Genomic DNA, 13,626 nt, shown 5'->3' with positions numbered 1-13,626 from the left:
CCCGGGACCGGCCGTCGCCAAGATCGCCAAGATCGCCGGGAAGAGCCCGGACGCCGAACCGGAGGACGTAAGATTCACCCTCGTCGAGCCCGGCAAGCCCGCCCATGATCCAGACGTGGCCGGCTGGGGCCCCACGCCGGCTGAGGAGTCTGACGATGGACGGAGGCCAGGTGGCCGCGTCGCCGGAGCCCGGTTCCCTGCCCAGGGCTCGGCAAGGGGCCGAACCGCAGCGGCTGCTGACCACGCTGCTGGGCGACTACTGGTTCTGGCGGCAGGAGCACATCCCGTCGGCGGCGCTGGTGCGGCTGCTGGAGGAGTTCGGCATCTCCGAGGCCAGCGCCCGCGCCGCCCTGCGGCGGCTCGTCTCACGAGGGCTGCTGACCAGCTCCCGCAACGGCCGCACCACCGCGTACGGACTGCCGCCCCGGGCGTCCGACGTGATCGTGGCGCACATGCGCCGGCTGCTGACGTTCGGCGCCGTCACGCCGCCCTGGGACGGGGAGTGGACGGTCGTCACCTTCTCGGTGCCCGAGGACCAGCGGGACACCCGCCGCACGCTGCGTGACGGGCTGCGCCTGCTGCATTTCGGCATGATCTTCGACGCGGTGTGGGTGTCCCCGCACGACAGGACGGACGACGTCGTCGAACTCACGCGAAGGCTCGGCGTGCGCGGGGCGGTCGTGTTCCGGGCCCGCAAGGTCGCCGACGACGACCTGGACCCGGTGCCGGCCCGCGCCTTCGACGTCACCGCGCTGCGCGAACGCTACCTGCGCTTCATCGACACCCATCGGCCGGTCGCCGAGCGGCTGGCGATGTCCGGGCCGGACATCGGCCCGATGTCCGGCCCGATGTCCGGCCCGAGCCCCGCCGAGGCGCTGCGGCTACGGACCGCGATCATGACCGACTGGCGGGTGTTCCCCACGCTCGACCCCGACCTCCCCGCCGAGTTGCTCCCCGCCGGCTGGCCGCGCGACGAGGCCAGGCGGCTGTGCGTGCAGATCTACGACTCGCTCGGGGAGCCGGCGGAGCGGCGGTTCCGCGAGATCCTCGCCGGATTCGACCCCGAACTGGCCGGGCTGGCCGCGCACCACACCTTCACGCAGGTGTCCGCCCTGGAGTCGCCGGTGACCCGGCGTCACACGGCCTTCGACGAGACGACCGACCGCGACCGCCTCGACCTCCTCGGCGGCGAGGAGGCCGGCGCGTGGCGGAAGGGCGGTGGAGATCGCTGACGCGCATCGAGGTCGCCCAGGAAGCATGACACATAGATGACGTGCGTAGGCTCAAGCGTTGTCAATATACTTTCGCTGTGAATGATAGCGAGCTGTCCGAGACAGGGACTGTCGACTTTCCGCGCTTCCAGGTGGGCGCGCCCCCGCAGCACCTGATCACGACGCTTCTCGGGGACTACTGGATCAGCCGGCCCGAGCAACTGCCGTCCGCGGCCCTGGTGCGGCTGGCCGAGGAGTTCGGAGTCACCGCCGTGGCGGCCAGGGCCGCACTCAGCCGGCTGACCAGGCGGGATCTGCTGGAGTCGTCCAAGGCCGGGCGGCGCACCTACTACCGGCTGACAGACCGGGCCGCCGCGGTGATGCTGGAGGGGAGGCAGCGGATCATGTCCTTCGGCCTGGCGCAGGGCGCGTGGGACGGGAGATGGGTGATGGCGGCGTTCTCCATCTCCGAGGAGCAGCGCGACCTGCGCCACGCGCTGCGCGCGAGGTTGCGCTGGCTCGGCTTCGCCCCGCTCTACGACGGGCTGTGGGTCTCGCCGACGGCGAACGCCGGCAGCGCCGCGGCGGCGCTCACCGAACTGGAGATCCCCATGGCGACGGTCTTCCGCGCCGAGGCCCTGGAGCTTCCCGGCATGCGCGCCCCGCGGGAGGCATGGGACTTCGATCAGCTCCGGCGTACCTACGAGGGGTTCGTGGCCCAGTACACGCCTCTCCTGGAACGCGTCCGCAAGGGCGCGGTCGGCGCCTCCGAGGCGCTGGTGTCGCGTTCGGGGATCATGGACACCTGGCGGACGTTCCCCAACCACGATCCCGATCTGCCGGCGGAGCTGCTGCCCACCGACTGGCCGCGCGCTGCGGCCAGAGACCTTTTCGTGGAGATCTACGACACCCTCGGGCCGCTGGCCGAGTTCCGCGTCAAGCAGATCGTCGCGGAGTTCGACCCCGAACTGGCCGAGCTGGTCGCGCACCACCGGACCAGTTCCATTCTCGCGCCCACCTGATCGTCCCCCGACGATTCCCGCTCGCCTCCGCCGCACCGCAGCCTCTTGACAGGTGTGCACCCCTAGATGTGACACTTGCCCACACGGCCGCAACATTAAGTGCAGCATTAATTGGTCGCGGGAAGGACCATCATGAGTGTGCCCAGGACCATCCTCGCGAGTGCGGCGGCTTTGGCCCTCGTCGGCGCCGCAGCTTGCGGTGGAGGCAACGGTGAGACGCAGCGGCCGGCCGGCGCGACGGCTCTGTACGACGCCCTACCCGATGGCGTCAAGGAAGCGGGCGTCATCCGATTCGCCGGGGATTCCCACCCGCCCTACAGGATCGTCGCCAACGACGGCAAGACCGTCACGGGCATCGACAAGGAGGTGCAGGACGCCCTCGGCAAGGCGCTGGGAGTCCGCACCGAGATCTCGATCGTCAGCGGCCTGCCCGCGGCGCTCTCCGGCATGCTCGCCTCCAGGTACGACGCCTTCAACGGGCCGGTCAAGGACACCGCCGAGCGCGAGAAGCAGTTCGACGCGATCGTGTGGATGGTGACCCGTACTTCCTACCTGATCCCCAAAGCCGGGTCCTCGGCCATCAAGAGCTCGAGTGACCTGTGCGGCAAGCGCATCGCCGGCACCGCCGGCAGCATCGTGGAGGACCAGGCCAAGCGCCTGACCGAGTGGTGCGCCCAACAGGGCAAGCCGGCGATCGACTTCATCGGCTTGGCCGACACGAACGGGACCATCCTCGCCGCCGAGTCCGGCCGCGCCGACGCGGCGGGCATGACCGAGAGCGCGGCCCTCGACGTGATGCAGAAACAGAAGGACGCCTTCACATACGTCACCCAGACCGACGAGCAGGGCGCCGGCGTCGACCAGTTGGCGATGCTCGTGCCCAAGGCCGGCGGTCTCGGTCCGGTCATGCTCGACGCGTTCAAGGAGATCTTCAAGAACGGCGAGTACAAGAAGATCATGGACAAGTACGGCCTCCAGACCGTGGCGGTGGAGGAGCCCAAGATGAACACAGCGGCGGCGGGATGAGCACGACACCGCAGGTCGTGGACGTCGCCTTGGCCCGTCCTCGCATCCGCCCCCTGCGCTGGGTGTTCGGAGTCGTGCTGCTCGTGCTCGTCGCGCAGTTCGCCTGGTTTCTCGTCACCAACCCGCGGTTCGAATGGTCGGTGGCCGGCACGTACCTGTTCGACCCGAACATCCTGCGCGGCCTGGGCATGTCACTGCTGCTCACCGTCATCGGGATGGTGCTGGGCAGTGTGCTCGGGGTGCTTCTGGCGGCGGGCAGGCTGAGCGACTTCACGCCGGTGGCCTGGGCCTGCGGCGTCTACGTCGCGGTCTTCCGCGGCATACCGCCCCTGGTCCAGCTGATCTTCTGGTTCAACCTCGGTTACCTCCTGCCGCGGATCTCGCTGGGCGTGCCCTTCGGTCCCACCTTCCTCTCGTGGCCGACCAACTCCGTGATCAGTTCGCTGACCGCCGCCATCATCGGGCTCACCCTGCACGAGGCCGCGTACATGGCCGAGATCGTCAGGGCCGGCATCTTGGCGGTGGACGGCGGGCAGCGTGACGCGTCCCGCGCGATGGGGTTCACGGCCAGGCAGGGCTTCGTGAAGGTCGTGCTCCCGCAGGCGATGCGGGTGATCGTCCCGCCCACCGGCAGCCAGTTCATCAGCCTGCTCAAGGGCACCTCCCTGGTCAGCGTGATCGCGATGGCCGACCTGCTGTACTCGGTGCAGGTGATCTACAACAGGACCTACGAGATCGTGCCGCTGCTGATCGTCGCCTGTGCCTGGTACCTGGTGGTGGTCACCGTGCTGTCGCTCGGCCAGCGGCGCCTGGAGCAGCACTTCGGAAAGGGGCAGCGGTGAGTGACATGCCGGTCCTGCGCGTCCGTGACGTGCGCAAGCGGTTCGGCGACCACGCGGCGCTCGACGGGGTGAATCTCGACGTGCACGAGGGCGAGGTCGTCACCGTCATCGGCCCGTCCGGGTCGGGCAAGTCCACCCTGGTCCGCTGCGTCCACCAGTTGGAGAGCATCGACGGTGGGGCCATGTACCTCGACGGGGAGTTGCTCGGCCACGAGATGCGCAGGGGCCACCTGCGTCCCCTGCCGGACCGCAAGGTGGCCGCCCAGCGCGGTCGCATGGGCATGGTCTTCCAGCAGTTCAACCTGTTCCCGCACTGGAGCGTGCTGCGCAACGTCATCGAGGCGCAGGTGGCGGTGCACGGCCGCAAACCGGAGGAGGCGCGCGAGGAGGCGCTGCGGCTGCTGAACCGGGTGGGGCTCGCCGGCAAGACGGACGCCCACCCCCGGATGCTCTCCGGCGGCCAGCAGCAACGCGTCGCCATCGCCAGGGCCCTGGCCACGCATCCGAGGATCATGCTGTTCGACGAGCCCACCAGTGCGCTGGATCCCGAATTGGTGGACGAGGTGCTGAGCGTCGTGCTCGACCTGGCTCGCGGCGGCATGACGATGATCATCGTGACGCACGAGATGAGCTTCGCCCGCGAGGTGGCCGATCGTTGCGTCTTCATGGAGGAGGGCCGGGTGGTCGAGACCGGTACGCCCGAGGAGATCTTCGACAATCCCGCCTCACCCCGCCTGCAAACCTTCTTGTCGCGCTTCTCCGGGCGTGCGACGCGAACCCCTGACGAACGCATCCTCGAGGAGGAGAGCACCTCTTGAGTTTCACGGTAATGGCCGTCGGCGACCTCATCGTCGACGAGCCCGGCCCCGCGTCCTTCTTCGCCCCGGCCCGGGAGACGCTGGGCCGGGGCGGTGTGGTGATCGGCCACATCGAGGTGCCCCACAGCACGTCCACCGCTCAGCTGAGCACCGACGTTCCCGCGCCGCCCGCCGATCCCGCCGCGCTCTCCGCGGTCGCCGAGGCCGGCTTCCATGTGGTGACGCTCGCGGGCAACCACGTCTACGACGTCGGCGACCAGGGGGTGGCCGACACGATCAGGTACGCGACCGAGGCCGGGCTGACCACCGCGGGCGCCGGCATGACTCTCGACGAGGCCCGCCGTCCCGCGATCGTGGAGCGCGACGGGCTGCGGATCGGCGTGCTCAGCTACAACTGCGTCGGCCCACGCGAGTCCTGGGCGACCAGCCGCAAGCCCGGCTGCGCATACATCAAGGTGCTGACCCACTACGAACTCGACCACGCCAGCCCCGGCGGCCCGCCCGCCGTCTACACCTTCGCCGACCCCGCCTCGCTGGCGCGGATGGCCGAGGACGTGGCCACCTTGGCCGCCGAGGTCGACGTCGTGCTGGTGTCCCTGCACAAGGGCGTCGGGCACACGCCCGCCGTACTGGCGATGTACGAGGGGCCCGTCGCCCGTGCCGCCGTCGACGCCGGCGCGCACGCTGTGTTCGCCCACCACGCCCACATCATGCGAGGCGTCGAGTTGTACCGCGGCCGGCCGATCTATCACGGGCTGGGCAACTTCGTGACCGTCACCCGCGCGTTGACGCCCACGGCGGGCGACGAAGGCGAACGGGCCGCGTGGGCGCGCCGCAGAGTCGAGCTGTACGGCTTCGCTCCGGACCCGGACATGCCGTACTACCCCTTCCATCCCGAGAGCCGGAACACCGCGATCGCGGTCTGCCGGTTCGATCGGAGCGGCCTGGTCTCGGCCGGTCTCGTGCCCTGCTGGATCGACGGCGCCGGCCGGCCGGTGCCGCTCGGGAACGACGAGGAAGGACGGCTGGTCGTGTCGTACATCGAGCGCATCACGCGACGGGCGGGCCTGAAGACGGAATTTCACTGGGAAGGGGACGAGGTGGTGCTGCGTGGCTGAACGTCCGCTCGCCGGTCGTACGGTGATCGATCTGACCACCGCGCTGTCCGGACCGTACGCGACCCTGCTGCTGGCCGGGCTCGGCGCCCGTGTGATCAAGGTGGAGAATCCGCTGACCGGCGGCGACAGCTCCCGCAACAACGCCCCCTATATCGGTGCCGACGGGCTGACGACGGCCCGCCGCGGGGACGACGACATGTCCGTGTCGATGCTCCTGCGGGGCCGCAACAAGCAGAGCGTCACGCTCAATCTGAAGCATCCCAAGGCCCGCGACGTCCTGGCCGGTCTGGTCCGGGTGTCGGACATCATGATCGACAATTACAGCGCCGGCGTCACGGCGCGGCTGGGCATGGGCCACGACTGGGCGAGCGCGATCAACCCGCGCATCGTGTGCACGTCGATCAGCGGTTTCGGCGCGCAGGGCGGTCCCGGCTCCGGCAAGGCGATGGACACCATCATCCAGGCGCTCAGTGGCGTGATGATGACTGCGGGCGCGCCCGGCGAGCCGCCTGTCCGCTTCGGACTGCCGGTGGGCGACCTGGTCGCGCCGCTGTACGCGGTGATCGGCACGCTCGCCGCGGTCATGCGGGCCGACGCGACCGGCCAGGGCCAGCACGTGGACGTGTCCATGCTGGGGGCGCTCACCTCGCTGGTCGCGTGCGAGCCGTTCGACGCCTACGAGAAGCTGGGCCTGCCCATGCGCACGGGGACGACCGTGCCCAGGCTGGCGCCGTTCGGCACGTTCCCCGCCGCGGACGGCTGGTTCGCGCTGTGCGGCCCGACCGACGCCTTCGCTCGCGGCCTGTTCGCGGCGATGGGACACGACGACCTGGCCGCGGACCCGCGGTTCTCCTCCCGGGACGCGCGCGTGGCCCATGCCGGCGAACTGCACGAACTGGTGGGCGTGTGGGCGGCGGACCGCCCGCTCGCCGTGATCCTCGACCTGCTCACCCGGCACGGCGTGCCCGCCGCCGAGGTGCGTGAGCCCGGCGACGCCGTGCGCGACCCGCTCGTGCTGGAGCGCGAAGAGGTCGTGCCTCTGGAGCATCCGCGCCACGGCCGCGCGGACCTGTACGGGACCGGTGTGCCGATCCGCTTCTCCGCCTCGGAGGCGGCGCTCGACCGCCCGGCGCCCGGCCTCGGCGAGCACAACGCCGAGATCTACGGCGGGTTGCTCGGCTACTCCGACGACGAGCTCAAGGCGCTGGCCGTGGATGGGGTGATCTGACATGCTCACGGCGCTGGCCGCGTTGGAAGAGGCGTACGCCCGCCGCGGCGTACCTCCGGCCGCCTCGAAGGACCGGAGCGACGGCCCGATCGACGGCCGGAGCGACCGCTGGATCGACGGCCGGAGCGGCGCCCGGGCCCTGGTCGTCGGCTACGTCGGGGCGGACATGCCGGTCGAACTGCTGACCGCCGCAGGGGTCCGCGTGTTCCGCCTCACGGGCGACCCGGAGTCCGACTTCGCGCTCGGAGACCGATATCTGGGTCGCGGGGTGGACCCGGTGGCCCGCTCGGTGCTCGCCCGGCTGCTCGCCGGGTCCTTCGGTGACCTGGACCGCATCGTGATCTCGCACGACTGCGAGGCGTCTTTGCGGCTGTTCTACGCGCTGCGCGAGCTGGGCCGCGTGGAGCCGGGCACGGCGCTGCCCGAGGTGTACCTGGTGGACATCCTGCACCTGCCGCACCGCACGACCGCCCGGTACAACCGGCGCAGGATCGGCGAGTTCGCCGCCAGGCTCGAAGCCTGGACCGGCCGCCCTCTCGACCTGGCCGGGGCGGTGGCGGCGCACGACGAGCGGCGCCGGTTGCTGGCCGCCGCCGCCGAGCTGCGCAGGGCCGTGCCCGCCCGGCTCACGGGGCGGCAGTTCCTCGCGGTGGCCAATGCGCCCCTGCCCGTGGATGAGCACATCGTGCTGCTGGAACGGCTGCTGGCCGAGGCGGGACGACTCGATGAGCACGCCGGGCGGCGCGTCTTCCTGAGCGGCAGCGACCACGACACGCCGCACGTGTACGAGGCCATCGAACGCGAGGGCCATGTCATCGTCGGCGAGGACCACTCCTTCGGGGACCTCTCCGTGACCGGGCCGGTCGGCGCGGGTGGCCTCGGTACCGGTGGCCTCGGTACGGGTGGCCTCGGTACGGGTGGCCTCGGCGCGCTGGCCGAGCATTACCACTACAGCGGTCCGACCGCCCACCGGGCCACGGCGGGCGAGCGCGCCGCGTACGCGGCGGCGGCCGTACGGCGCTGCCGGGCCGAGCTCTTCGTCTCCTATTGCAGGGCTGGAGACGAGGCCCCGGCCTGGGACTTTCCCGCGCAGCGCGCGGCGCTGGACATCCCCGCCGTTCTGCTGGAGCGCCAGGAGTACGGGCGTGCCGATCTGACCGCCCTGCGGAAGGAACATCCATGCCCCATGTGAGATCGCGCAGTGTGACATCCCTCGCCACGGCGGCCGAGGCGGGCAGGCACCAGCGCGAATGGTTCGCCGACCTGCGCCGGCGCGTCGCCGGCGGCGAGCCGTTCGCCCTGCTGAACGCGGACGTCCCGCACGAGATCTTCCGCACGATGGACATCCCGTACGCGGTCAGCCAATGGTGGGCGTCTCTGGTGACCGCCAAGCAGCGTTCGGTGCACTACCTGGAGCTGGTGCGGCAGCGCGGCTACCCCGACTATTCCGAGCAGTACAACTCGGTCACCCTCGGCTCCGCGTTCGACCCAGAGCCGGAGGCGGGTCCATGGGGCGGCCTGCCCAGGCCCGACATCGTCGTCGGCGACGCCTCCGGCGACGTCACCCGCAAGATCTTCGACATCTGGGGTCACGAGCCCGGAGTCACTTTCTACCCGCTGGAAAGCGCCGCTGAGAACGATATTCCCGTCAACTGGTGGGAGCTCATGCCGCACCGGTGGGAAGAGGCCGTCGGCCCGGCCAGACTGGACCTGCTCACCGCGGAGCTGGAGAACCTCGTCAGGTTCCTGGAGACCACCACCGGCAGGCGGTTCGACGAGTCCCGCTTTCGTGAGGTGATGGCCTTGGTCAACGAGCAGGAGGAGTGGAACAGGAAGACGCGTGCCCTCATCGCCCACGCCCGGCCCGCGCCGCTCAGCGTCGTCGACAGCATCCCCAGCGTCATGCTCCCGCAGTGGCACCGCGGCACCGAGTGGGCCCGGGACATCGCCAAGCGTTTCTACGAGGAGGTGCGCGACCGGGTCGACGCGGGTCAGGCCGCGTGCCCGGGCGAGCGGGCGCGGCTGATGTGGATCGGTCGCGGCCTCTGGTACGACATGGGCTTCTACCAGCGCTTCCAGGAGAAGTACGGCGCGGTGTTCGTCTGGTCGATGTACCTTGCCATCGCCGCCGACGGGTACATCCGCTACGGCGACGATCCCATGAGGGCGCTGGCCGCACGCTTCGCCGCCTTCAGCGACCAGCTCTACACCCCGCCGTGGTCGAGTGAGTGGTACGTGAAAGAGGCCCGCTTGCACGGCATCGACGGCGTGGTCCACCTGGTCTCCGACGACCCCCGGGGCAGCTACTTCACCGCCAGGGCACTGGAGGCGGCCGGGTTCCCGGTGATCGAGATCCACGCGGACAACGTCGACGGCCGCACCTTCGACGGCGGCGTGGTCGAGCGCCTCGGGCAGTGGCTGGAGAACGTCGTCATGGCCTGACCCGGATCGTTCCCCGGCGCCTCTGAGGACTACTTCAAGGCGCACGGGCACCGGCAGCCGACCATCGCCTCGGCGGGCTGATCCACGAACCGGCGAGAACCTGCTCACCCATGAAGAACCGCGGCACCGGATCGCGACTCGGAGACGGGCATCGACGGACGCAGGCGTTCCAGAACGCTGTCCACCGAGGTGACCTCGGTGACCAGCGCGCGATCGGCCGAGGAGATGAAACCGCAGTCCAGCGCCTGGTCCAGCCAGGTGAGCAGGGGGTCGAAGTAGCCGCCGACGTTGGCCAGGGTGACTGATTTGGTGTGCAGGTCGAGCTGAGCCCAGGTGAGGACCTCCATCAGCTCCTCGATGGTTCCCATGCCTCCGGGCAGGGCGACGAAGCCGTCGGCCAGGTTGTACATCAACCTCTTACGGTCGTGCATGGAGTCCACCACGTGCAGTTGGCTGGCGAATCCGGCGACCTTCTCGCGCTCCAGCAGGTGGTGGGGGATGATGCCGGTCACGTGCGCGCCCAGGGAGGCGGCGCCCTCGGCGACGGCCCCCATGATGCCGGTCCGGCCGCCGCCGTAGACCATGTCGATGTTGTTGCGGGCCAGGCTCATGCCCAGCTCGGTGGCGAACTCGGTGTACTGGGGGGAGTTGCCGGGCCGCGAACCGCAGAATACGCAGACCCGGAAGTTACGAGAGATCATGATGACTCCAATGAGGTGACCTGAGACTGTCGCGGCCGAAGCCGGGGTTTGGCCGGGGGCGCGGTGCGGAGGCAGGCGGCCAGCGCCGCCACGCCGGGAGTTTCGAAGATCTGGTGAATGCCGACCTCGACACCCAGGTCGCGCCGGATGCCGTTGGCCAGGCGGATGGCCGTCAGTGAGTCTCCGCCGAGGTCGAAGAAGTCGTCCTCCAGGCCGACCTCGTCGACGCCGAGAATCTCGGCGAACAGAGCGCACATGGCTCGCTGATCGTCGGTGCTCGGTGCGCCGCCCCGGAGCTCCGCGCCGAAGTCGGGCATCGGAAGCGCGTCCCGGTCGAGCTTCCCGTTGGTCGTCAGCGGCAGGTGCTCCACCAGGACGACGGCGGCCGGCGCCAGGTAGTGCGGCAGCGACTGACCGGCCCGGTGGCGCAGGGAGACGGAATCGGCGGTCCGGCCGTCCCGCGGAACCGCGTAGGCCACCAAGCGCCTGTCCCCAGGGCGGTGCTCATGCACGACGACGGCGACCTGCGAGATCTCGGGCAGATCCAGGAACGCCGCTTCGACCTCGGCCGGCTCGACCCGGTGGCCGCGGATCTTCACCTGGTGGTCGGCGCGGCCCGCGAACTCCAGCTCGCCATCCGGGCGGCGCAGGCCCAGGTCGCCCGTCCGGTACATCCGGCTGCCAGGAGGGCCGAAGGGATCGGCGACGAACCGCTCGGCGGTCTGGCCCGGCCGGCCGCGGTAGCCGCGGGCGAGGCCGGCGCCCGCGATGCAGATCTCACCCACCACCCCCGCGGGCACGGGGCGAAGCGCGGCGTCCAGGACGTGAACGCGGGTGTTGTCCATCGCCGTGCCGATCGGGACCGTCTTCCCGACACTGCCGGGGTCAGTGACCGTTTTACGCGTGGCGTACACGGCGGTCTCGGTCGGGCCGTAGACGTTGACGACCTTGAGGCCCGGCACCTCGCTCAGCGCGCGGTGGAAGGTGGCGGCCCGCGCGGCCTCCCCGCCGCTCCACACCTCCCGCAATCCGGTCAGGCAGGCCGGGTCGTCCTCGACCATGGCCGTGAGCAGCTTCGCTGTCAGGAACATCCCGGTGACGCCGTGCCGGCGGATCAACCGGCGGGCCTCCGCTGGGTCGAACCGGCCCGGCGGGGTCAGGACGATCGTGCCGCCGAGAGCCAGGGGCACCCAGGTCTCGTAGGCGGTGGCGTCGAAGGCGGGCGGTGAGTGTCCCAGCACCTTCTCCTGGCTGCCGTTACGCCAGTCGCGGTCGAGGACCAGGGCCACGAGGTTCTCGTGGGTGTTCATGATGGCCTTGGGGCGCCCGGTGGAACCGGAGGTATAGGTGACGTAGAGGGTGGTGTGCGGGAACACCGGGGTGATGAGCTCATCGTCGGACAGATCATCGCCGAGCTGCCCGGCCAGCGTCTCCGCCGTCGACGATGAGTCAAGGACCAGGAGAGGAGCCCTGAGGTCCGCCAGCCGGGGAGCCAGCGCCTCGTGCGTGATGACGCACAACGGCTCGGAGTCGGCCACCATCCGCGCGGTGCGCGGATCGATCTCGTCGGCGTTGAGCGGCAGGTAGCAGGCCCCGGCTTTGATGACCGCCAGCATCGCGACCACCATGTCGGCGGACCGTTCGAGGAGCAGGGCCACGACCCGTTCGGGTCCGGCGCCGCGCGCCGTCAGCAGGCGGGCCAGGCGGTTGGCGCGTTCGTTCAGCTCCTGGTACGTCAGCGTCTCGGTCGCGGTGACGACCGCCGGATGCGCGGGTCTGCCGGCCGCCCGCGCCTCGACGAGCCGCGTCAGCGAGGTGGCGGGCAGGTGCGTGTCCGTCTCGGCCCACTCCTGGCGAAGCCGGTCGAGTTCGGCCGGGGACAGCAGCCGAGCCGTCCCGACGCTCCGCGCCGCGGAGTCCGGAAGCTCGACGAGCGAGGTCGCCAGCTGGTCGCTGATGGAATCCACGACCGAGCGGTCCATGAGGTCGGGTGCGTAGGCCAGGCGCATCCGCAGCTCAGGGCCGGGCGCCGCCTGGAGGGCGAGTGGGTAGTGGGTGCCGTCCTGGGCGGACAGCACCTCCACGGTCAGCTCGCCGGCGACCGCCGAGGTCTCGCCGAAACCGTCGGGATAGCTCTGGAACGAGTACGCCGTGTCGAACAGCGGGCCCATGCCCAATCGCTGCTGGATTCGGCCGAGCCGGAGGTGATGGTGGGAGAGCAGCCGGGACTGCGCGGCCCACAACGCCCGCAGCGTCTCGTTCCAGGTCTGGCGGGGGTGACAGCGTACGCGGATCGGGATCGTGTTGACGAACAGCCCGATCATCCGGTCGACGTCCGGAATCTCCGCCGGGCGGCCGGAGACCGTCGCGCCGAACACCACGTCGTCGCGGTTCGTCCGGCCGGCGAGCATGACGCCCCAGACGCCTTGCAAGACGGTGTTGAGGGTCAGCCCGCTCGCGCGTGCGTAGCCGGCGAGGCGTTCGGTCGCTTCCGCCGGCACGGTCAGCTCCAGCGACTCACGCCTGCCGCCGGCCCCGTCATGCTCCGGAGCGATCAAGGTGGGTCCCTCGACGCCGCGGAGCTCCTCCAGCCAGGCCCGCTCGGTCGCCTCATGGTCCTGCCTGTCCAGCCAGCCGAGGTAGTCGCGGTACGGTCGCACGTCGCCGGCGGGGACCCGGCCGGGCCGGCCCTCCTGGTAGAGCTCGAACAGCCTCTGCAACAGCAGCGGAGCCGACCACCCGTCGATCAGGATGTGGTGCACGGTCAGCACGAGGCGGTGGACCCCCGGGGCCAGTTTGATCACCGCGAACCGCAGGAGCGGCGCGGTGGTCATGGCGAACGGACGCTCCCGCTCTTCGTCCGTGAGCACGGAGACCCGCTTCTCGACGGCGGCCGGCTCCTCGGAGAGGTCGACGAAACGCCAGGGGACATCCACCTCCCGTACGACGATCTGCGCCAGTTCGCCACCGCGGCGTTGCACGAACGCCGCACGGAGGTTCGCGTGGCACCGGACCAGTTCGCGGGCGGCGTGCCGCAGAGCGTCGAGATCCAGGGGCCCGCGCAGCCCCAGCACCCACTGGCCGACGTAGACGTCCGCCCGTGAGCGATCGTAGTTGGCGTGGAACCACAGCCCTTCCTGCAACGGCGTGAGCGGCAGAACCTCTTCGATCAGCGAGGCCTTCATCGGCATACGCACCCTTCGAGGACCGTCATGGCG

Annotated in this window: 11 protein-coding genes; 9 read left to right on the top strand and 2 right to left on the bottom strand. The window is 70.4% G+C overall.

Annotated elements, in window-relative coordinates; genetic code table 11:
* The first annotated feature begins 155 nt into the window (after positions 1 to 155).
* From OHA68_RS01665 to OHA68_RS01625, 9 genes are all read left to right on the top strand, one after another.
* The gene (locus OHA68_RS01665; protein WP_327106029.1) at positions 156 to 1,232 is read left to right on the top strand and encodes a PaaX family transcriptional regulator; all 1,077 of its coding nucleotides are present in this window, start codon (positions 156 to 158) and stop codon (positions 1,230 to 1,232) included.
* Between the two features lie 77 nt (positions 1,233 to 1,309).
* A complete protein-coding gene (locus tag OHA68_RS01660) occupies positions 1,310 to 2,233 on the top strand; it encodes a PaaX family transcriptional regulator (RefSeq protein ID WP_327106028.1) in 924 nt (307 codons plus the stop codon).
* A 132-nt stretch (positions 2,234 to 2,365) separates the two neighbouring features.
* Complete coding sequence (locus OHA68_RS01655; RefSeq protein WP_327106027.1) at positions 2,366 to 3,259, top strand: transporter substrate-binding domain-containing protein; 894 nt, start codon at positions 2,366 to 2,368, stop codon at positions 3,257 to 3,259.
* Complete coding sequence (locus OHA68_RS01650) at positions 3,256 to 4,101, top strand: amino acid ABC transporter permease (RefSeq protein ID WP_327106026.1); 846 nt, start codon at positions 3,256 to 3,258, stop codon at positions 4,099 to 4,101. Before OHA68_RS01655 ends, OHA68_RS01650 begins: the two co-directional genes overlap by 4 nt.
* A 5-nt stretch (positions 4,102 to 4,106) precedes the next feature.
* Positions 4,107 to 4,919, top strand: a complete 813-nt coding sequence (locus OHA68_RS01645) for an amino acid ABC transporter ATP-binding protein (protein ID WP_327109439.1) — start codon at positions 4,107 to 4,109, stop codon at positions 4,917 to 4,919.
* Positions 4,916 to 6,037, top strand: a complete 1,122-nt coding sequence (locus tag OHA68_RS01640) for a CapA family protein (RefSeq protein ID WP_327106025.1) — start codon at positions 4,916 to 4,918, stop codon at positions 6,035 to 6,037. The genes OHA68_RS01645 and OHA68_RS01640 overlap by 4 nt, the downstream gene beginning before the upstream one ends.
* On the top strand, positions 6,030 to 7,265 hold the full coding sequence (locus OHA68_RS01635) for a CaiB/BaiF CoA transferase family protein (RefSeq protein WP_327106024.1): 1,236 nt from the start codon (positions 6,030 to 6,032) through the stop codon (positions 7,263 to 7,265). Before OHA68_RS01640 ends, OHA68_RS01635 begins: the two co-directional genes overlap by 8 nt.
* A gap of 1 nt (position 7,266) precedes the next feature.
* A complete protein-coding gene (locus tag OHA68_RS01630; protein WP_327106023.1) occupies positions 7,267 to 8,457 on the top strand; it encodes a 2-hydroxyacyl-CoA dehydratase family protein in 1,191 nt (396 codons plus the stop codon).
* The gene (locus OHA68_RS01625) at positions 8,445 to 9,707 is read left to right on the top strand and encodes a 2-hydroxyacyl-CoA dehydratase family protein (protein WP_327106022.1); all 1,263 of its coding nucleotides are present in this window, start codon (positions 8,445 to 8,447) and stop codon (positions 9,705 to 9,707) included. The genes OHA68_RS01630 and OHA68_RS01625 overlap by 13 nt, the downstream gene beginning before the upstream one ends.
* Before the next feature lie 104 nt (positions 9,708 to 9,811).
* Here the strand turns inward: OHA68_RS01625 and OHA68_RS01620 are convergent, their stop codons facing one another.
* Both OHA68_RS01620 and OHA68_RS01615 read right to left on the bottom strand, forming a co-directional pair.
* Positions 9,812 to 10,408: an LOG family protein gene (locus OHA68_RS01620; protein WP_327106021.1), complete on the bottom strand. Its 597-nt coding sequence runs from the start codon at positions 10,406 to 10,408 to the stop codon at positions 9,812 to 9,814.
* A complete protein-coding gene (locus OHA68_RS01615) occupies positions 10,405 to 13,593 on the bottom strand; it encodes a non-ribosomal peptide synthetase (RefSeq protein WP_327106020.1) in 3,189 nt (1,062 codons plus the stop codon). The genes OHA68_RS01620 and OHA68_RS01615 overlap by 4 nt, the downstream gene beginning before the upstream one ends.
* Positions 13,594 to 13,626 lie beyond the last annotated feature (33 nt).

It is taken from the genome of Nonomuraea glycinis, from assembly GCF_035920485.1.
Taxonomy (GTDB): domain Bacteria; phylum Actinomycetota; class Actinomycetes; order Streptosporangiales; family Streptosporangiaceae; genus Nonomuraea; species Nonomuraea glycinis.
Note: the sequence above shows the minus strand (reverse complement) of the source record. Positions and strands in the feature narration are given on the sequence as shown.

Bases quoted from the DNA above. Each gene is read 5' to 3' on its own strand.
- OHA68_RS01650 (WP_327106026.1), top strand. From the start codon at position 3,256: ATGAGCACGACACCGCAGGTCGTGGACGTCGCCTTGGCCCGTCCTCGC.
- OHA68_RS01615 (WP_327106020.1), bottom strand. From the start codon at position 13,593: ATGAAGGCCTCGCTGATCGAAGAGGTTCTGCCGCTCACGCCGTTGCAG.
- OHA68_RS01630 (WP_327106023.1), top strand. From the start codon at position 7,267: ATGCTCACGGCGCTGGCCGCGTTGGAAGAGGCGTACGCCCGCCGCGGC.
- OHA68_RS01655 (WP_327106027.1), top strand. From the start codon at position 2,366: ATGAGTGTGCCCAGGACCATCCTCGCGAGTGCGGCGGCTTTGGCCCTC.
- OHA68_RS01620 (WP_327106021.1), bottom strand. From the start codon at position 10,408: ATGATCTCTCGTAACTTCCGGGTCTGCGTATTCTGCGGTTCGCGGCCC.
- OHA68_RS01625 (WP_327106022.1), top strand. From the start codon at position 8,445: ATGCCCCATGTGAGATCGCGCAGTGTGACATCCCTCGCCACGGCGGCC.
- OHA68_RS01665 (WP_327106029.1), top strand. From the start codon at position 156: ATGGACGGAGGCCAGGTGGCCGCGTCGCCGGAGCCCGGTTCCCTGCCC.
- OHA68_RS01645 (WP_327109439.1), top strand. From the start codon at position 4,107: ATGCCGGTCCTGCGCGTCCGTGACGTGCGCAAGCGGTTCGGCGACCAC.